This window comes from Mesorhizobium sp. M1409, from assembly GCF_040317535.1.
In the GTDB taxonomy this organism is placed as follows: Bacteria; Pseudomonadota; Alphaproteobacteria; order Rhizobiales; family Rhizobiaceae; genus Mesorhizobium.
The window spans coordinates 78457-100011 of record NZ_JAMYKV010000021.1; the positions used below are offsets into that span (position 1 = coordinate 78457).

At 63.4% G+C, this 21555-nt stretch carries 20 protein-coding genes and 2 pseudogenes; 17 read left to right on the forward strand and 5 right to left on the reverse strand.

Annotated features, from left to right (window positions below):
* Window positions 1-26: 26 nt before the first annotated feature.
* The 4 genes and pseudogenes from NKG99_RS17950 to NKG99_RS17965 form a co-directional block, all read right to left on the reverse strand.
* Window positions 27-551 (reverse strand): annotated as a pseudogene (locus NKG99_RS17950) (YcnI family copper-binding membrane protein).
* A gap of 36 nt (window positions 552-587) precedes the next feature.
* The gene (locus NKG99_RS17955) at window positions 588-1127 is read right to left on the reverse strand and encodes a copper chaperone PCu(A)C (RefSeq protein ID WP_352870011.1); all 540 of its coding nucleotides are present in this window, start codon (window positions 1125-1127) and stop codon (window positions 588-590) included.
* 98 nt (window positions 1128-1225) lie between these two features.
* Window positions 1226-1582 (reverse strand): DUF2946 family protein, encoded by a 357-nt coding sequence (locus NKG99_RS17960; RefSeq protein WP_352870013.1) that lies wholly within the window; start codon window positions 1580-1582, stop codon window positions 1226-1228.
* Window positions 1583-1698: 116 nt separating this feature from the next.
* On the reverse strand, window positions 1699-2601 hold the full coding sequence (locus NKG99_RS17965; protein ID WP_352870015.1) for a GntR family transcriptional regulator: 903 nt from the start codon (window positions 2599-2601) through the stop codon (window positions 1699-1701).
* Between the two features lie 228 nt (window positions 2602-2829).
* Here NKG99_RS17965 and NKG99_RS17970 point away from each other — a divergent pair, with 228 nt between their 5' ends.
* The 6 genes from NKG99_RS17970 to NKG99_RS17995 all read left to right on the forward strand — a co-directional run bounded on the left by NKG99_RS17970 (window position 2830) and on the right by NKG99_RS17995 (window position 10492).
* Window positions 2830-4335: a UxaA family hydrolase gene (locus NKG99_RS17970; protein WP_352870016.1), complete on the forward strand. Its 1506-nt coding sequence runs from the start codon at window positions 2830-2832 to the stop codon at window positions 4333-4335.
* 62 nt (window positions 4336-4397) lie between these two features.
* The gene (locus NKG99_RS17975) at window positions 4398-5396 is read left to right on the forward strand and encodes an aldo/keto reductase (protein ID WP_352870018.1); all 999 of its coding nucleotides are present in this window, start codon (window positions 4398-4400) and stop codon (window positions 5394-5396) included.
* Between the two features lie 326 nt (window positions 5397-5722).
* The gene (locus NKG99_RS17980; RefSeq protein ID WP_352870020.1) at window positions 5723-6715 is read left to right on the forward strand and encodes an ABC transporter substrate-binding protein; all 993 of its coding nucleotides are present in this window, start codon (window positions 5723-5725) and stop codon (window positions 6713-6715) included.
* A 169-nt stretch (window positions 6716-6884) separates the two neighbouring features.
* The gene (locus tag NKG99_RS17985; RefSeq protein ID WP_352870022.1) at window positions 6885-8438 is read left to right on the forward strand and encodes a sugar ABC transporter ATP-binding protein; all 1554 of its coding nucleotides are present in this window, start codon (window positions 6885-6887) and stop codon (window positions 8436-8438) included.
* Window positions 8435-9400, forward strand: a complete 966-nt coding sequence (locus tag NKG99_RS17990; RefSeq protein ID WP_352870024.1) for an ABC transporter permease — start codon at window positions 8435-8437, stop codon at window positions 9398-9400. The genes NKG99_RS17985 and NKG99_RS17990 overlap by 4 nt, the downstream gene beginning before the upstream one ends.
* 72 nt (window positions 9401-9472) lie before the next feature.
* Window positions 9473-10492: a zinc-binding alcohol dehydrogenase family protein gene (locus tag NKG99_RS17995; protein ID WP_352870026.1), complete on the forward strand. Its 1020-nt coding sequence runs from the start codon at window positions 9473-9475 to the stop codon at window positions 10490-10492.
* Between the two features lie 155 nt (window positions 10493-10647).
* Here NKG99_RS17995 and phnF read toward each other — a convergent pair whose 3' ends face one another.
* Complete coding sequence (gene phnF / locus NKG99_RS18000) at window positions 10648-11397, reverse strand: phosphonate metabolism transcriptional regulator PhnF (protein WP_352870047.1); 750 nt, start codon at window positions 11395-11397, stop codon at window positions 10648-10650.
* Between the two features lie 120 nt (window positions 11398-11517).
* On the opposite strand from phnF, the gene phnG reads away from it, so the two are divergent.
* From phnG to phnE (NKG99_RS18055), 11 genes and pseudogenes are all read left to right on the forward strand, one after another.
* Window positions 11518-11979: a phosphonate C-P lyase system protein PhnG gene (gene phnG, locus NKG99_RS18005; protein WP_352870028.1), complete on the forward strand. Its 462-nt coding sequence runs from the start codon at window positions 11518-11520 to the stop codon at window positions 11977-11979.
* Window positions 11979-12590 carry a phosphonate C-P lyase system protein PhnH gene (phnH, locus tag NKG99_RS18010; RefSeq protein WP_352870030.1) on the forward strand — a complete coding sequence of 204 codons (612 nt, stop codon included), beginning with the start codon at window positions 11979-11981 and terminating at the stop codon, window positions 12588-12590. Before phnG ends, phnH begins: the two co-directional genes overlap by 1 nt.
* A gap of 1 nt (window position 12591) precedes the next feature.
* The gene (locus NKG99_RS18015; RefSeq protein WP_352870032.1) at window positions 12592-13704 is read left to right on the forward strand and encodes a carbon-phosphorus lyase complex subunit; all 1113 of its coding nucleotides are present in this window, start codon (window positions 12592-12594) and stop codon (window positions 13702-13704) included.
* Complete coding sequence (locus NKG99_RS18020; RefSeq protein WP_352870034.1) at window positions 13701-14612, forward strand: alpha-D-ribose 1-methylphosphonate 5-phosphate C-P-lyase PhnJ; 912 nt, start codon at window positions 13701-13703, stop codon at window positions 14610-14612. The genes NKG99_RS18015 and NKG99_RS18020 overlap by 4 nt, the downstream gene beginning before the upstream one ends.
* Window positions 14609-15385: a phosphonate C-P lyase system protein PhnK gene (gene phnK, locus NKG99_RS18025; RefSeq protein ID WP_352870035.1), complete on the forward strand. Its 777-nt coding sequence runs from the start codon at window positions 14609-14611 to the stop codon at window positions 15383-15385. Before NKG99_RS18020 ends, phnK begins: the two co-directional genes overlap by 4 nt.
* A 3-nt stretch (window positions 15386-15388) precedes the next feature.
* The gene (gene phnL, locus NKG99_RS18030; protein WP_352870037.1) at window positions 15389-16096 is read left to right on the forward strand and encodes a phosphonate C-P lyase system protein PhnL; all 708 of its coding nucleotides are present in this window, start codon (window positions 15389-15391) and stop codon (window positions 16094-16096) included.
* Window positions 16093-16710: pseudogene (locus NKG99_RS18035) on the forward strand (DapH/DapD/GlmU-related protein). Before phnL ends, NKG99_RS18035 begins: the two are co-directional and overlap by 4 nt.
* Before the next feature lie 275 nt (window positions 16711-16985).
* Window positions 16986-17843 carry a phosphonate ABC transporter ATP-binding protein gene (phnC, locus tag NKG99_RS18040; protein ID WP_352870039.1) on the forward strand — a complete coding sequence of 286 codons (858 nt, stop codon included), beginning with the start codon at window positions 16986-16988 and terminating at the stop codon, window positions 17841-17843.
* 172 nt (window positions 17844-18015) lie between these two features.
* A complete protein-coding gene (phnD, locus tag NKG99_RS18045) occupies window positions 18016-18924 on the forward strand; it encodes a phosphonate ABC transporter substrate-binding protein (RefSeq protein ID WP_352870041.1) in 909 nt (302 codons plus the stop codon).
* A gap of 58 nt (window positions 18925-18982) precedes the next feature.
* Complete coding sequence (gene phnE, locus NKG99_RS18050) at window positions 18983-19939, forward strand: phosphonate ABC transporter, permease protein PhnE (protein WP_352870042.1); 957 nt, start codon at window positions 18983-18985, stop codon at window positions 19937-19939.
* Window positions 19940-21307, forward strand: a complete 1368-nt coding sequence (gene phnE / locus NKG99_RS18055; RefSeq protein ID WP_352870043.1) for a phosphonate ABC transporter, permease protein PhnE — start codon at window positions 19940-19942, stop codon at window positions 21305-21307. It abuts the gene before it with no gap.
* Window positions 21308-21555: the final 248 nt, after the last annotated feature.

Sequence of the window (21555 nt, forward strand, 5' to 3'; positions counted from 1 at the left end):
CTGGTCTGAGCGCGCCGACCGAAAGATCATTTCTTGGGCAGCAGTTTGATGCCGGGCGCCGGGTTTTCGAGCGCGTCTTCATCCTGGCCGGCCGCCGGGATCTCAATCCAGCGGTCGGCGGCGCCGTCGCATTCCTGCGCCACCGGGAAGTAAAGCTTCTGGCCAATCGGGAGGTCCGCCGTCAGCATCCCGCGAAAGACGAACTCGTCATAGAATTCATCCGGCAGGCTGCCGTCGCTCCAGTCGACTTCCTTGACCCCGTCGGTCACCGCCTGGCCGTAGAGCTGGTAGGATTTGTCGTACTTGCCCTTCTTGGTCCGCAGCGTCCAGCCTGGCTTCGGCATCGGCTTCACCGCTATCACCCCTTCCGGGATCTGCACACGTACGGCGTACGGCGGTCGTCGCCTTGCCGTCGCAACCATGCGGCACGCGCAGGACAGCCTTGTAGGTCGAGCCGACGGCCGCTTCCTGGGTTTCTAGCGGATATGCGCGAAAGCGGCATTTGCCCCGAGCACGAAAAATGCCGCGGCCGCCAAAAGATACTTGTTCATGATGGTCCCTCAGATCTTCAAAATTTGTCTAACGGATCAATTGGCGTGATCATCCATGGCGCCACCACCCATGCCTTCGACGGCGAAATCGACGCTGACGGAGCCGGCCTTCTCGAAGGTCAGCGTGGCGGAAAACTTTTCGCCCTGCTTGGGTTGCCGCTTCAGGCCGACGAACATCAGGTGATAGCCGCCAGGGGCCAACGCCACCTTGCCGCCGGCCGGAATTTCCAGCCCGCCGGCAACCGGCCGCATGGTCATCACGCCGTCCTTGACGCCCATCTCATGCATCTCGGCCTTTTCAGAAACATCGGAGGAAATCGACAGCAGCCGGTCCGGCGCGCTGCCATTGTTGGTGATGGAGAAATAGCCGCCGGCGACCTTGGCGCCCGCCGGCGTTGCGCGCGACCAGGGGTGGCCGATATCGAGATCGCCGACCTTGAACTCATGCGCGAACACGGTCTGGACGCCGACGAACAGCAGCGCAAAAGCCAGCACGGCAATGCCGAGACGCCCTTCGACGCTGCGTAAAATGCTGCCGAGCACAGGACGCGCGGCGATGCGGAAAAAGTGGGACATGGTTGCTCCATGAAGTGATGGTCGCGCCGTTGCCGGTCGCGGACAGTATGATTTTTGGATGGGTACGCCCACGAAAGGTTCCGTTGGGCAAAGCGTGATCACGCCGTCAGCGGCGGCGCGCGCGGGTTCGACGGCGAACGCTCACGCGCGAAGTCGAGATGGATGGCAGCCGGGAAGACAAAGGCGACCGTTTCAAAGGAAAGGCCACCCAGCGCCAGGCCGGCATCGGGCGGCGGCGCAAAGGCCGGCGAAAACATACCGCAGCCGAGCACGCAGCATGCAGGCAGATGAGACGGCGGCGGGTTGCCGCCGGGAAGCTGGGTTGCGCCCTCTCGGGTACAGATGACGTTGCCGAAAGCATCGAGTTGCGATGCATTGGTACCGGCACCGAAGGCGAATGCGCCAAGCGTCGACTGGAGCAACAGCAGGTAGGCCGCGACAAGCGCGACCGACATGCTCCATCGTCTCCTCGATACGCCCAAAGCCCTGCCTCTTCGCAGCAACGCAACATTCCTAGCATGAGGCCGGCGGGTGGAAAATCTCCAAATCGCTGCTGCGGCAACGCGGCATATCAAGGTTTTTGTGTAGACCGGCTTTCCGGGATCGAAGTCAGCAAGGTCTGGCGCGCTGACTTCAGATGCTTGCGGCAAGCGGCGTCGACCTTGCCGAGGTCGCGCGATTTCAGCGCCTCGATATAGGCCAGATGCTCACCGATCGCGACTTCGTTGCGTTCGCGCTCCTGCGCCTTGTTCCACTGGTAGTGGTAGTGGAAGATCATGGCGATGACGTCGTAGAAATCGACAATGAAGCGGTTGCGCGATGCGCGGTGGATGAGCCGGTGGAAGCGCTCGTCAAGCTCGGAGAATTCGTTGAAACGGGTGACGATCTCGCTTGCCAGCCGGCGATGGTCGTCTTCCAGACGCTCGAGATCGCTCCAGACCGCGCTGTCCTGCGGCAGAGCGGCGAAGGCCGCCGCCGAGCGCAGTTCGAACATCTCGCGGATTTCGGTCAGTTCCAGCGCGAAGGCGCGCGTAAACCCCTTAAGTACCCAATGGCTGTTGCGGCGCTTCTCGATCAGGCCGAAGCGGGAGAAGCGGATCAGGAATTCGCGCACGCTGGTGGTGCCGACGCCGATCTCGCGCGCCAGTTCAAGTTCGTTGATCTGCATGCCGGCCTCGGCGCCGCCGGCGAGCAGCCTGCGCATGAACGATCGCTCGATGATCTCGGCCAGCGTGTCGGTTTCTTCCTCGGGGAAGAAATCATCGGGACGCGGTTCGCGCAGCACCGTCTTGGCGCGCTTGTTCCAGGCGATCAGCCCGGTCTCTTCCATGCGCGCAAGGATCGTCCGCACCGTGGTACGGCTGACGCCAAGCAAGGTGCCCAGTTCCGGCTCCGAAGGCAAGCTGCGCGTTTCGTCGAGCAGCCGCAGGCAGCGGTTGTAGGCATCCTTGTAGACGTTGTTGCTCTTCGACATCCTTGACCCGTTGCACGCCGTCGCTTGCGGCGGCCGGTTTGAAGCGCGATATGACGTTCCCGTGACCCTGAAAAGCGAAATCGCTGTCCGGAACACCCAAGGACATGCGGAACTCCCCAGCGAAAAAACAATTGACGCAAAACTGTTTTTTCACGATAAAAGACATTATCTCTAAACAGGCGCGTGTCAATCCGTCCGCGCATCCCAGGATCACCCAGGAAACCGCCCGTGAACGCCTCCAACTGCATCCTCCTGTCCCCCGCCGACAATGTCGCCGTCGCCAACGGCCGCATCGAGATCGGCACCGTGCTGCCGGGCGGCGCCGTCGCCGCCGCTCTGATCGAACCTGGCCACAAGGTGGCGATCAAGCCGATCGCCGCCGGCGAGGCCGTGATCAAATACGCGCAGGCGATCGGCCGCGCGACACAGGATATTGCAGCGGGCGAGCACGTTCATTCGCATAATCTGGTTTTCGAATCCGGCCGCTTGCCGGTCGTGCCGCCGAGCGAGGCCGAGCACGCGACGGAAGCGGACCGCGCCCGCACCTTCATGGGGTATCGCCGCGCCGATGGCCGCGCCGGCACACGCAACTTCATCGGCATCGTCGCCAGCGTCAATTGCTCGGCCACCGTCTGCCATTCGATCGCCGATACCGCCAACCGAACCCTGCTGCCGAAATATCCCGGCATTGACGGCTTCGTGCCCATCGTTCACGGCCAAGGCTGCGGCATGAGCGCCACCGGCGACGGCATGATGGTGCTGCACCGCACGCTTGCCGGTTATGCCCGCCACCCGAATTTCGGCGGCGTGCTGATGGTCGGCCTCGGCTGCGAGGTCAATCAGCTCACCCTCTATGGCCAGAAGGGCGTCGCTGCCGGCAAACGCCATTTCAACATCCAGGACGCAGGCGGTTCGCGCAAATCGGTCGAAAAGGCGATGGGCGTGTTGGCCGAGATTGCCGAGGAAGTCGGCCAGCTGAAGCGTGAGCCGATCCCGGTCAGCGAGATCGTCGTCGGCCTGCAATGCGGCGGCTCCGACGGCATGTCGGGCATTACAGCCAATCCGGCGCTGGGTGCTGCCGTCGACATCCTGGCCGGCGTCGGCGGCATCGGCATCCTCTCCGAGACGACGGAGATCTACGGCGCCGAACATCTGCTCGCCTACCGCGCGGCAACGCCGGAGATCGCGCAGAAGCTCGATGGCTTCGTGAAGTGGTGGGAAGATCACGTCGCCAAGCACGGCGCCTCGATCGACAACAACCCCTCGCCCGGCAACAAGCGCGGCGGCCTCACCACCATCCTGGAGAAGTCGCTCGGCGCGGTCGCCAAGGGCGGCCAGACACCGCTCAACGGCGTCTTCGGCTATGCCGAAAAGGTCACCGGCAGTGGCTTGGTGTTCATGGACACCCCCGGCTACGACCCAGTCTCGGCGACCGGCCAGGTGGCGGGCGGCGCCAACATCATCGTCTTCACCACCGGCCGCGGCTCCTGCTTCGGCTGCCGGCCGACACCGTCGATCAAGGTCGCCACCAACTCGACCATGTACCATCAGATGGAAGAGGACATGGACGTCAACTGCGGCGTCATCGCCTCCGGAGAAAAGACAATCGCCGGCATGGGCCGCGAGATATTCGAACTGATCGTCGAGACGGCTTCCGGCCGCAAGACCAAGAGCGAGGATTTCGGCTATGGCGACAACGAGTTCGTGCCCTGGCACCTAGGTGCGACGCTTTAGTTTCCACTGATATCTGAAGATGGCCAGGCCGGACAATGGTCGGGAACGGGGGAGGTTTTCGCATGAACAAGCGCCGCATCGGTCGCACCGCACTGGAGGTCACCGAGGTCAGCTTTGGCGGCGCAGCGCTCGGCGGCCTCTACCGCGCCTGTCCTCGCGAAGCCGCGATGGAGACGCTGCAAGGCGCCTGGGAAGCCGGCCTGCGCTATTTCGACACCGCACCTTTCTACGGTTTCGGCCTGTCGGAACGACGCTTCGGGGACTTCCTGCGCTATAAGCCGCGCGATTCCTACGTGTTGTCCACCAAGGTCGGCCGCCTGTTCCGCCCGGTGCCGGATGATCATGTTCCCGATCACTCCTATGTCGATCCGCTGCCCTTCGCGCTCGACTATGACTATTCCTATGACGGCATCATGCGCTCGGTCGAGTTCAGCTATGCCCGGCTTGGCCTGAACAAGATCGACATCCTGTTCGTCCACGATATCGGCGCTTACACGCACGGCGTCGAGAAGACCAAGCTGCACTTTCGCGATCTGATGGATGGCGGCCTCAAGGCGCTCGAAGAGCTGAAGCGATCCGGCGTCATTTCCGCCTATGGGCTCGGCGTCAACGAGGTGCGGATCTGTCTCGACGTGATGCGCCGGGCACCGCTCGACTGCATCCTGCTCGCCAGCCGCTATTCCCTGCTCGATCGCAGTGCCGAACCGGAGTTGCTGCCGCTGTGCCGGGCGCAACAAACGTCCTTGGTCATCGGCGGCGTCTTCAACTCCGGCATCCTTGCGACCGGGCCGGTGCAGGGCGCGCATTTCGATTACCGCCCTGCCAGCCATGACGTGCTCGACCGCGTCGGCGCGATGGAAAGGATCGCCGCCGAGGGCGGTTATCCGCTGGCCGCCGCCGCGTTCCAGTTCCCGCTGCGTGAACCAGCGGTCGCCACCGTGCTGACCGGCACCGCCAAGCTGGCAAACCTGACGCGCAACCTCGAACTGCTCGACATCGACGTGCCGGAGGCGGAATACGCCAGATATCGCCCCTATACGCTGGTGCAGGAGCTGGCGTGAAATTCGCATCCACCCAGTGAACAATGCCCAGGGCTCACATTCTTGCGGTCCCAGGAAAGAATGAACATTCCATATTGACGAAGATGTGGAATTAATATTCCATGCATTCGCGGAACGGAAACGGAAGCGCTTGACGACGGCAAGGGAGCGCGATGGATTTGCCTCTGCCAGCCTTCGCGATGACTCGTCAAACACCGCTTGCATCGGCTGGTTCGATGCACTATCAAAACATCGCAACTGTTTTTTATTGATAAAGTTCTGTTTGGGCCACGCCTATCCGGACGGAGCTTCCGTGACGTTCACCGGGCGACTTAGGGAGGAACCACATGAAATTCGTGACCAGCATTCTCAACCGCCGCGCCGTCATGGCGCTGGCAGCAGCTTCGATGCTCGCCGGCGTCATGCATTCGGCGCCGGTTTCGGCGGCGGACGTGACCATTCCGATCATCGTCAAGGACACCACGTCCTTCTATTGGCAGATCGTTCTGGCCGGCGCCCGCAAGGCCGGCAAGGATCTCGGCGTCAATGTGCCGGAGCTCGGCGCCCAGGCTGAAACCGACGTCAACGGCCAGATCTCGATCCTCGAGAACGCCGTCGCCGGCAATCCGGCGGCCGTCGTCATCGCGCCGACCGAAGCCAAGGCGCTCGGCAAGCCGATTGACGAGGCCGCCACCAAGGTCAAGGTCATCGGCATCGACTCCGGCGCCGACTCCAAGGCCTTCACCTCGTTCCTGACCACCGACAATGTCCAGGGCGGCCGCGTCGCTGCTGACGGTCTGGCCGCAGCCATCGGCGAAGCCAATGGCGGCAAGATTGAAGGCAAGGTCGCCTTGATCACCGCACTTCCCGGCGCCGGCTCGCTCGAACAGCGCGCCCAGGGCTTCAAGGAACAGCTCAAGGCAAAATATCCTGGCCTCGAGTTGGTCGCCGACAAATATGCCGACGGCCAGGCCACGACCGGCCTCAACATCGCGACCGACCTGATCACCGCCAATCCGGATCTGAAAGGCATCTTCGCTTCCAACCTGATCATGGCGCAGGGCGTTGGACAGGCGATTGCCGAGAACAACCTTTCCGGCAAGGTCGGGTTGGTCGGCTTCGACAGTGACGAGAAGCTGATCAAGTTCCTCAATGACGGCGTCATCTCGGCTCTCGTCGTGCAGGATCCCTACCGGATGGGCTACGACGGCATCAAGACCGCGCTCGCCGCCTCGAAGGGGGAAAAGGTCGAGGCCAATGTCGACACCGGCGCCAATCTGGTGACCAAGGCCAACATGAAGGACCCGAAGATCGACGCGCTGCTCAATCCGAAGCTCTAAGCCGTCGCATTCAAATCATCTCCGGGGCGCAGGCCCCGGAGACTTCCGCTGCCGGCACAAACGGCTTGGCAATCCACAAGCCTGGGCTAGGCTGTTTTCGGGGCGTATCCTTGCCTCGCCGCGTGCCAATCGTGAGGCCGATCTGGGAGGCCAATCTGGGAGGATTGTCATGACATCGACGGCGCAGGAACTGCATCCGGCACCCGTGCTGGAACCGGGGCGGACCATCCTCGAATTGCGCGGGCTGGAGAAGCGTTATCCCGGCACCCACGCACTGAAGCCGGTCAATCTCGCCTTCAAATCCGGCGAAATCCACGCCATCGTCGGCGAGAACGGCGCCGGCAAATCCACGCTCATCAAGCTTTTGACCGGCGTCATGCCGCGCACCTCCGGAGAGGTCATCTGGGAGGGCCAGCCGGCTGCTCTGGCGACGCCGCATGAGGCCATGGCGCTCGGCATCAACGCCGTGCACCAGGAAGTCGTGCTCTGCCGGCACCTAACCGTCGCCGCCAACATGTTCCTCGGCGAGGAGAATTCCCGCTTCGGCATCCTGCAGCAACGCGCCATGGTCAAGGAAGCGCAGAAGATCATCGACGATCTCGGCTTCGACCTGCCGGCACACGTCACGCTCGGCGACCTGACCATCGGCCAGCAGCAGCTGATCGCCGCCGCCCGCGCCACAGTGCGCGGCACCAAATTCCTGATCTTCGACGAGCCTACCGCCTACCTCACCCGCAAGGAGACTGATCAGCTCTTCACCCTGATCCGTCGGCTGAAGGGCGAGGGCGTGACGATCATCTACATCAGCCACCGTATGGAAGAGGTGTTCGAACTCGCCGACCGTGTCTCGGTACTGCGCGACGGCACGCTGGTCGGCACCCGCAACATCACCGAGACCAACGACGCCGAGCTGGTCAAGATGATGATCAATCGCTCGATCGAGCAGATCTATCACAAGGAACATTTTACGCCCGGCGCGGCGATCCTCCAAGCCACGAACCTCTCCGGCAAGGGGTTCGAAAATGTGTCGATGACGGTCCGCGCCGGCGAGATCGTCGGGCTCTACGGCCTGATCGGCGCCGGGCGCAGCGAGTTCGTCACCACGCTTTACGGCCGCCACCGTAAATCGGCCGGCCAGATTCTCTGGGAAGGCAAGGGGGTTCAGGTCAATTCCGAGCATGACGCGATCAAGCTCGGCATGGCGCTGGCGCCGGAAAGCCGCCGCGACCAGGGCCTCTGCCTCAACCTGCCGGTCGGACTCAATCTCAACCTGCCGATCTACAAGCGCATTTCGAACAACCTGCTGATTTCGAGCGCGCAGGAAAAGACGCAGGCCGATCGCCAGATCGCCGATCTGCGCATCAAGACACCGACGCGCGGCGCGCTGGCGTCCAGCCTGTCGGGCGGCAACCAGCAGAAGATCGTCATCGGCAAATGGCTGGCCCACGGCGCCAAGCTGTTCATCTTCGACGAGCCGACGGTCGGCGTCGATGTCGGAACCAAGGCCGAGATCTACCGTCTGTTCGGTGCGCTGCTGTCGAAGGGCGCAGGCATCATCCTGATCTCGTCCTATCTGCCGGAAGTCTACGAACTCGCCGACACGCTGCATGTGTTCCGGCGCGGCAAACTCGTGGCGACACACGGTTTTCGCGCCGCCAGCCACGAGGACATTCTCACGCAGGCGCTCGCCGAGAAACAAGAAAAGCAGGGAGGACAGATATGAGCACCGAGGCGATTGCTGTCGAAAAGCCGAAGCGCAACTATAACGTCCTGTTTGGGCTGACGCTTTTGGCGCTGCTGGTGCTGCTGTGGATCGTGCTTTCAGTGGCGACGCCGAGCTTCGCCTCCGGCAACAACATCGCCAATCTTTTGCGCCAAGGCTCGATGATCGCCATCATGGCGGTCGGCCAGACCTTCGTCATCATCACCGGCGGCATCGACCTGTCCGTTGGCGCCGTTGTCGGCTTCGCCACCGTGGTCGTCGCCATGATGATCAACGCCGGCTTCCCGATCTGGCTCGCAATTCTGGTGACATTGCTGGTCGGTGTCGCCATCGGCATGTTTCACGGCTTCGGCATAGTCAAGATGGGCCTGCCGCCCTTCATCATCACGCTGGCGACGCTGACCTCGCTGCGCGGCATCGGCCTATTGATGACCAACGGCAATTCGATCAACATCAACAGCGACACCTTCACCGCGTTCTCGCGCAGTTCCTTCATCGGCATCCCCAACCTGTTCTGGATGGTGATCCTGGTCGGCATTCCGGCGTATATCTTCCTGCATCACAGCCGCTGGGGCCGGTACCTGTTTTCGGTCGGCTCCAACGCCGAGGCCTCGCGCCTGTCCGGCGTCAATGTCCAGCGCACCATCTACATGGCCTACACGCTGTCCGGCCTCTGCGCGGCCTTCGTCGGCGTGCTGCTTGCCGCCCGCATCGGCATTGGCAACCCGACCCAGGCCGAAGGTTGGGAGTTGCAGGCGATCGCTTCGTCGGTGATCGGCGGCACCTCGCTGTTCGGTGCCGTCGGCTCGGTTCATGGGCCGCTGCTTGGTGCCTTTATCCTGGCCACCATCAACAACGGCGCCAATCTGCTCAACGTCAACTCGTTCTGGCAGCGCATCATCACCGGCGCGCTTATCATCATCATCGTCTACTTCGACGGGCTGCGCCGTCGCGGCAAGTAGGCCGAACCCAAATCGGTCGCCGGCCCGACATGACTGCCGGGCCGGCGATTTCACTACAGACTGGAATTGCGCATGAAAGCCGTCGTCTGCCGCTCGCCCGGTGACCTTGTCCTGGAAGACCGTCCAGCGCCCGGCGCGCCACCTGCCGGCTGGGCACTGGTGGCCGTCAGCCATGTCGGCATCTGCGGCACCGACTACCATATCTTCGAGGGCAAGCACCCGTTCCTCGCCTATCCCCGCATCATGGGCCATGAAGTGGCGGGAACAATCGTCGAGACCGGTGAAGGTGTCGATCTTGCCGTTGGCGAACCGGTCGTCATCAACCCCTATCTTTCCTGCGGCAAGTGCATCGCCTGCCGGCACGGCAAGCCGAATTGCTGCGTCAGGATCGAGGTGCTCGGCGTGCATCGCGACGGCGCCATGTGCGAACGCATCCTGGTGCCGGCGCAAAATCTCTATCCCACCAATGGCCTGTCGCTGGCGGACGCCGCCGCCGTCGAGTTCCTGGCCATCGGCGCGCATGCCGTGCGGCGTGCACGCGCCGATTCCGGCGCACGCACGCTGGTCATCGGCGCCGGCCCGATTGGGCTCGGCACCGCCATCTTCGCCCGCATCGCCGGTCTCGATGCGACGCTGCTCGACATGAGCAGCGAAAGGCTCGCCTTCGCCGCGAACGAGCTTGGCTTCCAGACCCTCGACGGCTCGCGCGGCGCGGTGCCCGATCTGGTCAAGGAGGCGACATCAGGCGAAGGTTTCGATGTGGTCTTCGATGCCACCGGCAACACCCAGTCCGTGCAGTCGGCCTTCGCCCATGTCGCGCATGGCGGAACATTGGTGCTGGTCAGCGTCGTCAAGGACGACATCAGCTTTTCCGATCCGGAATTCCACAAACGCGAGATGACGCTCATCGGCAGCCGCAACGCGTTGCGCGCCGACTTCGATCACGTCGCCGCCTCGATCCGCAACGGCGCCGTGCCGCTGGCCAAGCTCGTCACCCACCGCACCACGCTGGCCGGCACGCCGCACGATCTCGCCCGCTGGGCGCACGAGAAATCCGGCCTGATCAAGGCCGTGATCGAGGTGGGGTCATAACATGGCAGGCGGTGAACCCGGTCCGAATTGACGACGCCCCGCGCAGATCGAAGCCGGTTCTCAAATGCGCCGACGCTGACAGGTGAGCGCGACCGAACTGGCCTGATATCAGCGTGAGTCAGATAAATCACAGTCTCGTATAAGGTCGGCACTCCCTACAGAGCTGACAATTTGAGTTCGATGCGCTCGGCCGGGAAGCGCGACTCGGAAAACTGGATCGGCTGGCCGTCCGGCGTGACATTGACAGCGACCGTGACCAGCACGATGGCGCCCGGCTGCAGGTCGAGGTCGGCAAGGTCCGCCGCATCGGCATGGCGCGCCGACAGCACGGTCGATTGCCTGAGATAATCGTCGATGCCGAAACGGGCCAGCGACGCGGTGATCGAACCGGTCTCGGCCATGGCGGCATCGATGCCGGCAAAGCGCCTGGCATCGAACCAGCCGGCAGCGCGCGACACCGGCCGCCCATCGGCTTCGCCGCGCGTTTCCAGGCGGATCACGTCGGCCCCCTTGGCGAGCCCCAGCCCCTCGGCAACGCGCTGGCTGGCCGGCTCGACCGAGGAGGCAAGCAGGACGATGTGCCGTTCCGACGTCTGCCCTTGCAGGCCTGTCGAAAAGCGTGTGCGCGCGCCGATCGGATAGGACAGCCGCTTGCGCGACCGCACGAAGGTGCCACGCCCCTGCTCGGCCCGCAGCACCCCTTCCTGCACAAGGGCTGATATGGCGCTGCGCACCGTGTGGCGGTTGACGCCATAGCGCTCGGCCAGTGCCACCTCCGGCGGCAGCGCTGCGTTTTCGGCGAAATCGCCGATGGCGATCGCCTGTAGGATCTTGTCGGCGATCTGCCGCCACAGCGAAACGCCGCTGCGTCGCTCGATGCTGTCCGCTGCCAGCCGCCCGACCATTGATTGCCCCCAGTCTTTTAGCCCTGTCATCCACCCGTCATGGACTCGCGCTAGATAATGGGTATAATTTGTATAGTTGTCTATATCAATAGACAAATTTAGCCACAAGGACTATTGCTCATGCGAGGACAGGAAGCCCGCGACCAGGCCGAGCGTAAGGCCGCCATGGCAACACTGGCGCAATCCAGCGGCGATGACATCGTGCGGCTCTGGAACGAGGCCGGACTGCCTTCGGAAGCAGAACTGCTGCGCGGCCCCGAAACCGGCCTGGTCACCGTGCGCGGCCGCATCGGCGGTGGCGGCGCGCCCTTCAATGTCGGCGAGGCGACCGTCACCCGCGCCACCGTCCGGCTGCCGTCCGGGCAGGTCGGCCATTGCTATGCGCTTGGCCGCGACAAGCAGAAGACAAGGCTTGCGGCCATCGCCGACGCATTGTGGCAGGACCCGGCCCGCCGCAACGAGGTCGAAACCAGGCTGATTGCCCCTCTCAGGTCGGCCCTGACCACCGCCCATGAAAAACGCCGCGCCGAGACGGCGGCAACGAAGGTGGATTTCTTCACCATGGTTCGCGGAGAAGACTGATGGACATCGCAGCGCAATCGATAGACGGCGGTTTCGCCGATCCGGTCTTCAACGCACAGACCGTGTTCCGCGCCGTCATGGACGCAATGGCGCGGCCGGGCAGCGTGCAGCCGCTGCCGGTCTTAGCCCGCCCGCCGGCGCCGCTATCGGCAACCGCCGGCGCCATCGCGCTAGCGCTTTGCGACAACGACACCCCGCTCTGGCTCGATCCGGCTTTGCAGGCTTCCACTGCCATCAAATCCTGGCTCGGTTTCCACACCGGCGCGCCGCTGGCCAACACACCGGCCGATGCGCATTTCGCGTTTGTTGCAACGCCAGCCGAGATGATGGCGCTCGACGGCTTTTCGCAAGGCACCCAGGACTATCCCGACCGCTCGGCCACGCTGATCCTGCAGATCAGCGATCTCGTCTCCGGCACGCCGCTGTTGCTCGAAGGGCCCGGCATCGAAACCAGCGCCACGATCGCGCCGGCACAGATGCCGCGCCATTTCGTCGAACAGTGGAAGCAGAATATCAAGCGCTTTCCGCGCGGCGTCGACATCATCCTCGCCACATCGGACGGCATTGCCTGCCTGCCGCGCACCACACGCATCAAGACGATGGAGGCGTAATATGTATGTCGCGGTAAAAGGCGGCGAGGCCGCAATCGCCAACGCCCACAGCCTGCTTGCCGACCGCCGCCGTGGCGACCGTTCGGTGCCGGCCCTTCGCCTCGACCAGATCGTCGAGCAACTGGCGCTCGGCGTCGACCGGGTGATGAGCGAAGGCTCGCTCTATGACCGCGAACTGGCGGCACTCGCCATCGTCCAGGCGCGCGGCGACATGATCGAAGCGATCTTCCTGGTGCGCGCCTATCGCACCACGCTGCCGCGCTTTGGCTACTCCAAGGCGATCGACACCGCCAACATGCTGGTCGAGCGGCGCGTGTCGGCGACCTACAAGGACCTGCCCGGCGGCCAGCTGCTCGGCCCGACCTTCGACTATACCCACCGGCTGCTCGATCCCGAGCTTGCCACCGGAGGTGACGTCGCCGAACCGCTGCAGCGCGAGACGGAAGCGCAAGCCATGCCGCGCGTCTCGGCGATCCTCGCCCGCGAGGGCCTGATCGAGCCGGATGGAGAGATGCCGCAGGATCACGTCCCCGGCGACATCACCCGCGAGCCGCTGGAATTCCCGATGGCCCGCGACATCCGCCTGCAGGCGCTGTCGCGCGGCGATGAGGGATTCCTTCTGGCGCTCGGCTATTCCACCCAGCGCGGCTATGCCCGCAACCATCCCTTTGTCGGCGAGATCCGCATCGGCGAGGTCGAGCTGGAGCTCGACGTGCCCGAACTGCCCTTCGCGGTGCCGCTCGGCATTGTCCGCGTTACCGAATGCCAGATGGTCAACCAGTTCAAGGGGTCGGCCAAGGCGCCGCCGCAATTCACCCGCGGCTACGGCCTCGTCTTTGGCCAGAGCGAGCGCAAGGCGATGGCGATGGCGCTGTGCGACCGCGCTCTTCGTGCGACAGAACTCGGCGAGGATGTCGTCGCGGCCGCCCAGGACGAGGAGTTCGTCATCTCGCATTCCGACAACGTCCAGGCGACCGGCTTCGTCGAACATCTGAAGCTGCCGCACTATGTCGACTTCCAGGCCGAGCTCGACCTCGTGCGCCGCATGCGCGCCGAATACGACGCCCGCGAAAACCCGGCGAAGGTCGAAGAGAAGCGGGAGGCCGCGGAATGACCGCTCAACCGACAGACATCGCCACCTACAACTTCGCCTATCTCGACGAACAGACCAAAAGGATGATCCGCCGGGCGATCCTCAAGGGCATTGCCATTCCCGGATATCAGGTGCCGTTCGCCTCGCGCGAAATGCCGATGCCCTATGGCTGGGGCACCGGCGGTGTCCAGGTCACCGCCTCGATCATCGGCCCCGACGATGTGCTGAAGGTCATCGACCAGGGCGCCGACGACACCACCAATGCGGTGTCGATCCGTGCCTTCTTCAAGAAGGTCGCCAATGTCGCGGTGACGACCGAGACGGCGAAGGCGACCATCATCCAGACCCGCCACCGCATCCCGGAACATCCGCTCACCGCGGGCCAGGTGCTTGTCTACCAGGTGCCGATCCCCGAACCCCTGCGCTTCCTCGAACCGCGCGAGACCGAAACGCGCAAGATGCATGCGCTGGAGGAATATGGCCTGATGCATGTCAAGCTCTACGAGGACATCGCAAAGCACGGCCGTATCGCCACCACCTATGCCTACCCGGTCAAGGTCGAGGGCCGCTACGTGATGGACCCGTCGCCGACGCCGAAATTCGACAATCCCAAGATGCACCGCTCGCCGGCACTGCAGCTGTTCGGCGCCGGCCGCGAAAAGCGCATCTATGCGGTGCCGCCCTTCACCGCTGTGGTCAGCCTCGACTTCGAGGATCATCCGTTCGAAGTGCAGACCTTCGACCAGCCCTGCGCGCTGTGCGCGGCCGAGAATGTCTATCTCGACGAGGTCATCCTCGACGATCACGGCGGCCACATGTTCGTCTGCTCCGATACCGATCACTGTGAGAAGCGGCGGGCGGACGGCCATCGCGGCCATCTTGCCCCTGAAACCCATCTTGCCCCAGGGAATATGGAGCCGGCGCAATGACCGACGAACCGCTGCTGCGCGTCTCGGCGCTCTCCAAATTCTACGGCTCGCGTGTCGGCTGCGACAACGTCTCCTTCGATCTGTGGCCGGGCGAAGTCCTGGCTGTCGTCGGCGAGTCCGGCTCCGGCAAGACGACATTGCTCAACTGCCTGTCGACACGGCTGCTGCCGAGCTCCGGCACCGCCAGCTATCGCATGCGTGGTGGCCAGTTCCGCGAGCTCTACCGCATGAGCGAGGCCGAGCGCCGCTTCCTGATGCGCACCGACTGGGGTTTCGTCCACCAGAACCCCGCCGACGGCCTGCGCATGACGGTGTCGGCGGGCGCCAATGTCGGCGAGCGGCTGATGGCTGTCGGCGACCGCCACTACGGCAAGATCCGGGCCACCGCCGTCGACTGGCTGTCGCGCGTCGAGATCGACGAGGACCGCATCGACGACGAGCCGCGCGCCTTTTCCGGTGGCATGCGCCAGCGCCTGCAGATCGCCCGCAACCTCGTTACCGGGCCACGGCTGGTGTTCATGGATGAGCCGACAGGCGGCCTCGACGTCTCGGTGCAGGCACGCCTGCTCGATTTGTTGCGCGGTCTGGTCACCGATCTTGGTCTGGCGGCCATCGTCGTCACCCACGACCTCGCCGTGGCACGGCTCTTGTCGCAGCGCATGATGGTGATGAAGGACGGCCGCGTCGTCGAAAGCGGTCTCACCGACCGCGTGCTCGACGATCCGCGCGCGCCCTACACCCAGTTGCTCGTTTCCTCGATCTTGCAGGTGTAAATCATGCCAACGCCGCTTGTTGTCTCAGACGTCGCCAAGAGCTTCACCATGCATCTGCGCGACGGCATCAAACTGCCCGTCGTCGCCGGTGTCTCGTTCTCGATCAGGGCCGGCGAATGCACCGTGCTCGGCGGCCCGTCCGGCGCCGGCAAGAGCTCGATCCTGAAGATGCTCTACGGCAACTATGCCGTTGACGAAGGCCAGATCATCGTCAGCCATGATGACGGGCTGATCGACCTTGCCACCGCCAGCCCGCGCACCGTGCTTGCCATACGCCGGCAAACGATCGGCTATGTCAGTCAGTTCCTGCGCACCGTGCCGCGGGTCTCGGCGCTCGATGTCGTCGCCGAACCGCTGGTCGAGCGTGGCGAGGACCGCGAGATTGCCCGCGGCAAGGCACGCGCTTTGCTGGCGCAGCTCAACCTGCCGGAGAAACTCTGGGCATTGCCGCCTGCGACCTTCTCCGGCGGCGAGCAGCAGCGCGTCAACATCGCACGCGGCTTCATCACCGAGCACCCGATCCTGCTGCTCGACGAACCGACCGCTTCGCTCGATGCCAGGAACCGCGACGTGGTGATCGAACTCATCGCCGCCAAGAAGGCGGCGGGTGTCGCCCTGCTCGGCATCTTCCATGACCACGACGTGCGCGAGGCGGTTGCCGACCGCATCATCGACGTCACCGCTTTCGCTCCCGGAAAAATCGCCGCATGACCAAGAAGCTCTCGGAAGCGCCGCTGGTCCACCCGACGGCGGACGTGCAGAACTCGACCCTCGGCCGCTGGACCGAGATCGCCGACCGCAGCCGGGTTTCTGAGAGCGAACTCGGCGACTATTCCTACATGATGCAGGACTGCGCCGTCTGGTGCGCCACGATCGGCAAGTTTTCCAACATCGCGGCAAGCGTACGCATCAACGCCACCAACCACCCGACCTGGCGGCCGACGCTACACCATTTCACATATCGCGCCTCGGATTATTAGGACGACGCCGAGCACGAGAGCGAGTTCTTCGCCCAGCGCCGCTCCAGGCGCGTCACCATCGGCCATGACACCTGGCTCGGCCATGGCTCGACCATCTTGCCCGGCGTCACCGTCGGCGATGGCGCCGCGGTCGGCGCCGGCGCCGTCGTCTCGAAGGATGTCGCCCCCTACACCATCGTCGCAGGCGTGCCGGCCAAGCCGATCCGAGAGCGCTTCGACCGCCGCACGGCCGAACGCTACCAGGCGCTTGCCTGGTGGGACTGGGACCATGCCAGGCTACGTGCCTGCCTAGAGGATTTTCGGGAATTGTCCGCCGAGGCGTTTTTGGAAAAATACGAAGGATAGTTCTTCACATCATCGTCATGGCAGCCGCATGGGAGGACCTGTTCGATGACTCTCTCAAGCTCTTCGAGCAGCAGGCTCCCGTGATCGAAAGCAAGGCTCCGGCCTTCTGCAACTTCAGGGACATGAAGCGCCTCGAGGGACTGCTGGTCCTGGGCCGACCGTAACTCCACACCTGTGGAGCGTAACAAAACTGACATCACCGCGACACGGCAGGTTCATGTGGCTGCGTTAGGCGAGAGCCTGACGATCAATATGATCCGGACTGGAACCTGCCCATGCCAGCAATTTCTGCCACGCTCGAAATCCGCGGTGTCACCCGACGATTTGGCAAGAACACTGCCGTCAACGACATCAACATCGCGATCCCGCAGGGTCAGATGGTTGGCATTATCGGCCGTTCGGGCGCCGGCAAATCAACCCTTCTTCGCATGATCAACCGTCTCATCGATCCCAGCCAGGGGTCGATTTTTTTTGACGGCGCCGAGGTCTCCCAGTTGCGCGGCTCGCCGCTGCGGCGCTGGCAGCGCGACTGCGCCATGATCTTCCAGCAGTTCAACCTGGTACCACGCCTCGACGTGCTGACCAATGTGCTGCTCGGCAAGCTGAACCACCGTTCGACCATCACCAACCTGTTCGGCATGTTCTCCCGCGCCGAATGCGCCGAGGCGGTCGCGGCACTCGAGCGGCTCGACATCGCCCGCACCGCGCTGCAGCCCGCCGGCACCTTGTCGGGCGGGCAGCAGCAGCGCGTCGCCATCGCCCGGGCCATGATGCAGCAGCCCAGGGTTATCCTCGCCGACGAGCCGATCGCCTCGCTCGATCCTCTCAACGCCAAGGTGGTGATGGATTCGCTGCAGGACATCAATTTGCGCGAAGGCATCACCGTCGTCACCAATCTGCATACGCTGGATACCGCCCGCACCTACTGCAACCGCATCATCGGCATGGCCGCCGGCAAGGTCGTCTTCGACGGCCCACCGGAAGAGCTCAACCGCGAGGCCGTGCGCCTCGTCTATGGCGCCGACAGCAATGGCCAGGAAATCTCAGAGGCCATCACCTCGACCAGCGTTGCCTTCAGCCGAAAGATCGCCGCATCCGCCGGACCGCTCGAACCCGCATTTCCGGGATATTGAGTCCATGATCCCGAAAAGTGGAATCCGGTTTTCTCGGACAAACGGGAACCCGTTTTGTCCGGAGATCATGGACAAACAAGAGAGCGGTCGGGATCGCCAGCCCACGTCAAGGGCAGAGTCAAACTCAAGAACGCTGCCGGCGCGGGGCCGGAACCTACAGGAGAGATATCAGATGTTCAGGAAGATGGTTTTTGGCGCCGTTTCGGTGCTCGCCATGGCGACCAGCATGGCCCACGCGGCCGATATGAAGGAATTTCGCGTCGGCATTCTCGGCGGCGAAAACGAAACCGACCGGCTGCGCAACTACCAGTGCCTCGCCGACCATTTGAAGACCGAATTCGGCTTCGAAAAGGTCTCGCTGTTCCCCGCCGCCGACTATGACGGCGTCATCCAGGGCCTGCTCGGCGGCACGCTCGACTTCGCCGAACTCGGCGCTTCCGGCTACGCCAGCGTAGTTCTCAAGGATCCGAAGGCGGTCACCCCGATCCTCACCACCCAGCAGACCGACGGCGCCACCGGCTACTATTCGATCGGCCTGGCGCTGAAATCCTCCGGCATCACCGACATCAAGTCGGCCAAGGGCAAGAAGCTCGGCTACGCCGATCCGGATTCGACCTCCGGCTATCTGATCCCGCTGACCCAGATCCCGAAGGACACCGGCGCTTCGAACGAAACCTTCTTCGCCTCGACCCAGTTCAACGGCGGTCACGAGAACAACGTGCTAGCCGTGCGCGACGGCAAGGTCGACGTGGCGGTGGATGATTCCTCCGGCATCGGCGACTTCAAGGACGGCTACACCTCCGGCACCTTCCACAAGGAAGTCGCCAAGGGCGCCGTCGACCCCAACGACTTCGTCGAAGTCTGGCGCTCGGGCCTGATCCCGAACGGCCCGCTGGTCGTGCGCACCGCGCTCGGCGACGACATGACCGCCAAGCTCGCCGACTTCTTCACGCAGTTGCCCAAGAAGGACAAGGCTTGCTTCGAAGGCGTCGAAGGCGGCGATTTTACCGGCTACGTCCCAGTGAAGGCAGACTTCTACAACGTCATCGTCGAAGCTCGTAAGGCAGCCATCGGCGGCTAACGGCAAAAATCAGGAAAGGCGGCGTCGAGAAAACGCCGCCCTTCTTGCATGTCCGATCATGACCCTTTCCGTGACAGCCCCTTCCGGCACCACTCACCAGATGGCCGACGCCTGGCGTCGCCAGACGTCCTTGCGCCGGCTCTACACCGCCATCGGTGTCGGCTTGCTCATTGTCGCGCTCGGCGGCACCATGTGGTTCGCCGACGAGGCCAATGCCGGGCATTTCTTCGACCGGCTGCCGCATTTGCTGGATTTCCTGAGCTGGCTCGTCCCCAAGGACTGGAACGATGTCTGGCGGGCGATGTTCGACATCGCTTCTCCGCATGACACCGGCACCCAGGAATTCAACTTTCCGCTTGGCCGCGCCTATGTCTGGGGCAGCTTCTACATCCCCGAATATTTCGAATTGATGCTGACCACGCTCAACGTGGCGCTGGTCTCGACCTTCATCGGCTTCATCTTTGCCGTGCCGTTTTCCTTCATCGCGGCGCGCAACCTGACGCCGCATCCGGTGCTGCGGCTGATCGTCAAGCGCTTCATGGAATTGCTGCGCGCCTTTCCCGAGATCGTCATCGCCGGCCTGTTCGCGGCCATCGTGTCGATCGGACCGATCGCCGCCATCATCGCCATCGGCCTGCATTCGATCGGCGCCCTGGGCAAGCTGTTCTACGAGATCAACGAGAACATCGACATGCGCGCCGAGGAAGGCTTGAGGGCGGTCGGCGCCAACTGGTTCGAGCGGGTGCGCTTTGCCGGCCTGCCGCAGGTGCTGCCCAACTTCATGTCCTACACGCTGCTGCGTGTTGAGATAAACGTCCGCATTTCCACCATCATGGGCGCGGTCGGCGGCGGCGGCATCGGTGAGGAACTGAAGCTGTCGATATCGCGCGGCTTCGGCGCCAAGACGATAGCCCTGGTGCTGCTCCTGTTCACGACGATCTTCATCGTCGACCAGTTCTCCGCCTGGTTGCGCCGCAAGCTAATCGGCGAGCAGGCTTTTGCTGTGAGTCCCTGAATGACGACGATGACCGCCGATGAAATCCAGTCGATCGAGGAGCGCTTTCCGCAGGTGTTCAAGCGGCCGTTCCAGAAACGCTTCGGGCCGCTGCTGTTGCTCGGCGGGATCTTTTTCTACCTTCTCTACGCACTGTGGTTCTTCAATCTGCCGCAGGTGATGCGGGAATCGCACTGGGAGCGCCTGCCGTTGTTCCTGACCCAGTGGATCAGCTACGACGTGCAGCCGATCTTCCGCCTCGATGAGCCGCAGATCACCGCCAAATACCCACGCTTCTCGGTGCTCGGCCCGAATCCAAATCCGGACTGGGTCAAGACCAATCCGAATGGTTCGGTGACGATCCTGATCGACGGCACCACCAAGTCGATCACCTTCAACAAGACTCAAGCGACGATAATTGCCAACGGTGAGACCGTTGCGGTCGGGCTAGGCACCGGCAAGCCGCTGATCTCCGGACCGGTTCCCGGCTGGATCACGGCGCATGAGGACGAGGTCGTCGCCGACATGGGCTTTGCCGGCGAGGCCCGCGTCGCCGTTGATCGCGTCAGGGTACGCAAGCGCTTTCTCGGCTGGCCGAATTTCATCTTCGACACGCGATCGCCCTTTTTCGGCAAGTCGCCAGGCGAAGTCGCTTCGCTGATCGTCTCAGGGCCCGAACTCAAACCCGGCATCTCCAACCTGGCGCTGGCCGGCGACAACATCTGGAACAACGCCCAGTGGCAGCATGGCGATGTCTGGACCAAGCTCGTGCAGACCATCGTCATGGCCTTTCTCGGCACCTTGCTTGGCGGCATCGTCGCCTTCCCGCTCGCCTTCTTCGCCGCCCGCAACATCACACCCAGCCGGCTGGTCAACCAGGTGCTCAAGCGCTTCTTCGACTTCATGCGTTCCATCGACATGCTGATCTGGGCGCTGTTCTTCACCCGTGCCTTCGGGCCGGGACCACTGGCGGGCAGTGCGGCTATCTTCTTCACCGAGATCGGCACGCTCGGCAAAACCTATTCCGAGGCGCTGGAGAACATCGACGACAAGCCGCGCGAGGGCATCATCTCGACCGGCGCCAACGGCCTTCTGGTGCAGCGCTACGGCGTGCTGCCGGAAGTGGTGCCGGTGTTCATCAGCCAGACGCTCTACCAGTGGGAATCCAACACCCGCGGCGCGACCATCATCGGCGCCGTCGGAGCCGGCGGCATCGGCCTGAAGCTATGGGAAGCGATGCGCACCAACTCCAACTGGGCCAACGTCTTCTACATGGTGCTGCTGACCCTGGTCGTAGTGTTCGTCTTCGACAACATTTCCAATTTCCTGCGCCGCCGGCTGAGCCAGACCATCCACGACTACAACAGGATCCAGGCCGAGCAGGGGTGATCAGCGGCTGCCGTCTCATGAGAAGTCGGCGGGACAGCACCCCCCTCTGTCCTGCCGGACATCTCCCCCGCAAGGGGGGAGATCAGATGTCCGTCGGCCTTCGCTAGTCTCCAGCGTTGGAAGGAAGGCGCCGACAGCGGAACTGCCAATCTCCCCCCTTGCGGGCAGGGCTGTCCGGGGAAATCTATTCATATATGAAGGCCATCTGATTGAGGGAGGATCGGTCTCTTGGTCGGCTCGGATTGACC

What these genes read in the sequence shown, in the direction of transcription:
- phnG (WP_352870028.1), top strand. Translation starts at nt 11,518, where the DNA reads ATGCGAGGACAGGAAGCCCGCGACCAGGCCGAGCGTAAGGCCGCCATG.
- NKG99_RS18015 (WP_352870032.1), top strand. Translation starts at nt 12,592, where the DNA reads ATGTATGTCGCGGTAAAAGGCGGCGAGGCCGCAATCGCCAACGCCCAC.
- phnK (WP_352870035.1), top strand. Translation starts at nt 14,609, where the DNA reads ATGACCGACGAACCGCTGCTGCGCGTCTCGGCGCTCTCCAAATTCTAC.
- NKG99_RS17995 (WP_352870026.1), top strand. Translation starts at nt 9,473, where the DNA reads ATGAAAGCCGTCGTCTGCCGCTCGCCCGGTGACCTTGTCCTGGAAGAC.
- phnD (WP_352870041.1), top strand. Translation starts at nt 18,016, where the DNA reads ATGTTCAGGAAGATGGTTTTTGGCGCCGTTTCGGTGCTCGCCATGGCG.
- phnL (WP_352870037.1), top strand. Translation starts at nt 15,389, where the DNA reads ATGCCAACGCCGCTTGTTGTCTCAGACGTCGCCAAGAGCTTCACCATG.
- NKG99_RS18020 (WP_352870034.1), top strand. Translation starts at nt 13,701, where the DNA reads ATGACCGCTCAACCGACAGACATCGCCACCTACAACTTCGCCTATCTC.
- NKG99_RS17990 (WP_352870024.1), top strand. Translation starts at nt 8,435, where the DNA reads ATGAGCACCGAGGCGATTGCTGTCGAAAAGCCGAAGCGCAACTATAAC.
- NKG99_RS17980 (WP_352870020.1), top strand. Translation starts at nt 5,723, where the DNA reads ATGAAATTCGTGACCAGCATTCTCAACCGCCGCGCCGTCATGGCGCTG.
- NKG99_RS17965 (WP_352870015.1), bottom strand. Translation starts at nt 2,601, where the DNA reads ATGTCGAAGAGCAACAACGTCTACAAGGATGCCTACAACCGCTGCCTG.
- phnE (WP_352870043.1), top strand. Translation starts at nt 19,940, where the DNA reads ATGACGACGATGACCGCCGATGAAATCCAGTCGATCGAGGAGCGCTTT.
- phnC (WP_352870039.1), top strand. Translation starts at nt 16,986, where the DNA reads ATGCCAGCAATTTCTGCCACGCTCGAAATCCGCGGTGTCACCCGACGA.
- phnH (WP_352870030.1), top strand. Translation starts at nt 11,979, where the DNA reads ATGGACATCGCAGCGCAATCGATAGACGGCGGTTTCGCCGATCCGGTC.
- NKG99_RS17975 (WP_352870018.1), top strand. Translation starts at nt 4,398, where the DNA reads ATGAACAAGCGCCGCATCGGTCGCACCGCACTGGAGGTCACCGAGGTC.
- phnF (WP_352870047.1), bottom strand. Translation starts at nt 11,397, where the DNA reads ATGGTCGGGCGGCTGGCAGCGGACAGCATCGAGCGACGCAGCGGCGTT.
- phnE (WP_352870042.1), top strand. Translation starts at nt 18,983, where the DNA reads ATGACCCTTTCCGTGACAGCCCCTTCCGGCACCACTCACCAGATGGCC.
- NKG99_RS17985 (WP_352870022.1), top strand. Translation starts at nt 6,885, where the DNA reads ATGACATCGACGGCGCAGGAACTGCATCCGGCACCCGTGCTGGAACCG.
- NKG99_RS17960 (WP_352870013.1), bottom strand. Translation starts at nt 1,582, where the DNA reads ATGTCGGTCGCGCTTGTCGCGGCCTACCTGCTGTTGCTCCAGTCGACG.
- NKG99_RS17955 (WP_352870011.1), bottom strand. Translation starts at nt 1,127, where the DNA reads ATGTCCCACTTTTTCCGCATCGCCGCGCGTCCTGTGCTCGGCAGCATT.